Origin of the sequence: Rhodovulum marinum, assembly GCF_004343075.1 — a bacterium.
Taxonomy (GTDB): Bacteria; Pseudomonadota; Alphaproteobacteria; order Rhodobacterales; family Rhodobacteraceae; genus Rhodovulum; species Rhodovulum marinum.
Genome location: NZ_SLXP01000030.1, coordinates 1 through 2500 on the forward strand (window position 1 = coordinate 1; position 2500 = coordinate 2500).

The 2500-nt window shown below is 55.7% G+C and carries 1 tRNA gene and 2 rRNA genes (1 of these 3 cut by a window edge); all 3 read right to left on the minus strand.

Features of this window, described 5'->3' with window-relative positions:
* Positions 1–6 precede the first annotated feature (6 nt).
* Positions 7–83, minus strand: a tRNA-Met gene (locus EV662_RS19245).
* A 71-nt stretch (positions 84–154) separates the two neighbouring features.
* Positions 155–269 (minus strand): 5S ribosomal RNA (gene rrf, locus EV662_RS19250).
* 72 nt (positions 270–341) lie between these two features.
* Positions 342–2500 (minus strand): 23S ribosomal RNA (locus EV662_RS19255) (it continues 669 nt past the right edge of the window).

Below are 2500 nucleotides of genomic sequence, written 5' to 3' on the forward strand. Positions count from 1 at the left end.
ATTTTTTGGTTGCGGGGGTAGGATTTGAACCTACGACCTTCAGGTTATGAGCCTGACGAGCTACCGGGCTGCTCCACCCCGCGCCATTGGTCCCACATTTTGGTTTTTTATGGGGACTTCATCGTTGAGAGTAACGATTGTTGGGCTTTTCTAGGTTTGGCGGTGACCTACTCTCCCACGTCTTAGGACGCAGTACCATTGGCGCGACGGCACTTAACGGCCGGGTTCGGAATGGGACCGGGTGTTTTGCTCGTGCTATGACCACCAAACCGAGGAAAGTCCAACATGTCCAAGTCGCACTATGTGTGCTTTTGGCCAGCAAAGCTTGGCTTTTACTGGATCAAATCAAGCCTATCGGGCAATTAGTACCGGTCAACTGAACGCATTGCTGCGCTTACATCTCCGGCCTATCGACGTGGTGGTCTACCACGGCCCTCGGGGATACCTTGTTTTGAGGGGGGCTTCCCGCTTAGATGCCTTCAGCGGTTATCCTTTCCGATCATAGCTACCCTGCACTGCGGCTGGCGCCACAACAGGTCCACCAGTGGATCGTTCACCCCGGTCCTCTCGTACTAGGGGCAACTCCTCTCAAGTATCCTACACCCACGGCAGATAGGGACCGAACTGTCTCACGACGTTCTAAACCCAGCTCACGTACCTCTTTAAATGGCGAACAGCCATACCCTTGGGACCTGCTCCAGCCCCAGGATGAGATGAGCCGACATCGAGGTGCCAAACACTGCCGTCGATATGGACTCTTGGGCAGTATCAGCCTGTTATCCCCGGCGTACCTTTTATCCGTTGAGCGATGGCCCTTCCACTCGGGACCACCGGATCACTATGGCCGTCTTTCGACTCTGCTCGACTTGTCAGTCTCGCAGTCAGGCTGGCTTCTGCCATTGCACTCAACGAGCGATTTCCGACCGCTCTGAGCCAACCTTCGCGCGCCTCCGTTACAGTTTGGGAGGCGACCGCCCCAGTCAAACTACCCGCCACGCAGGGTCCCGGATCCGGATGACGGACCGCGGTTAGACATCAAGCAGAACAAGGGTGGTATCTCAAGGATGGCTCCACAGGAACTGGCGTCCCTGCTTCGAAGCCTACCACCTATCCTGCACATGTTGTGCCTGATGCCAGTGCGAAGCTGTAGTGAAGGTGCACGGGGTCTTTCCGTCTAACCGCGGGAAGCCTGCATCTTGACAGGCAATTCAATTTCGCTGAGTCGATGTTGGAGACAGCGGGGAAGTCGTTACGCCATTCGTGCAGGTCGGAACTTACCCGACAAGGAATTTCGCTACCTTAGGACCGTTATAGTTACGGCCGCCGTTTACCGGGGCTTCAATTCGGAGCTTGCACCCCTCCTTTTAACCTTCCGGCACCGGGCAGGCGTCAGACCCTATACGTCGTCTTGCGACTTCGCAGAGCCCTGTGTTTTTAGTAAACAGTCGCCACCCCCTGGTTTGTGCCCCCCGCCCATAGTTGCCTACGAACGGGGCCTCCTTCTCGCGAACTTACGGAGGTATTTTGCCGAGTTCCTTCAACATCGTTCTCTCAAGCGCCTTGGTATGCTCTACCAGTCCACCTGTGTCGGTTTAGGGTACGGTCTGGTGGAGGGCTATTTCCAGGAACCGATCAGCGGCCCGCCCAATCCGATAAGGGCGAACAACCTTCACGATCCGTCACATCCTCCTGGCCCAGGAATATTAACCTGGTTCCCATCGTCTACGCTTTTCAGCCTCGACTTAGGGGCCGGCTTACCCTGCTCAGATTAGCTTTAAGCAGGAACCCTTGGACTTTCGGCGACAGGGTCTCTCACCCTGTTTGTCGCTACTCATGTCATCATTCTCGCTAGTGATCACTCCACCGGATGGCTCACGCCCCGGCTTCACAGTCAAACCCGAGCCTCCGATGCACCCTGGGGTGCAGAAGAGGCGTGGGTTTTGTCACACTACGCTCCGCTACCACTGCTTGCGCAGTCCTAAGCTTCGGCTCGTGGCTTGAGCCCCGTTACATCTTCGCCGCAGGACAACTTGATTAGACCAGTGAGCTGTTACGCTATCTTTAAAGGATGGCTGCTTCTAAGCCAACCTCCTGGTTGTTTTGGTCGTCCCACCTGCTTTCCCACTTAGCCACGAATTGGGGGCCTTAGCTGTAGGTCAGGGTTGTTTCCCTCTCGACGACGGACGTTAGCACCCGCCGTCTGTCTGCCATCTAGTACTCCCGGGTATTCGGAGTTTGGTTAGGATCAGTAAGCCTGTGGGGCCCCATTACCCATCCAGTGCTCTACCCCCCGGGGTATTCGGATGACGCTCTACCTAAATAGATTTCGCGGAGAACCAGCTATCTCCGAGTTTGATTGGCCTTTCACCCCTAGGCACAACTCATCCCGACCTTTTTCAACAGGTGTGGGTTCGGACCTCCAGTACGTGTTACCGTACCTTCATCCTGGTCATGCCTAGATCACTCGGTTTCGGGTCTGATCCCACGAACTCGACGCCCT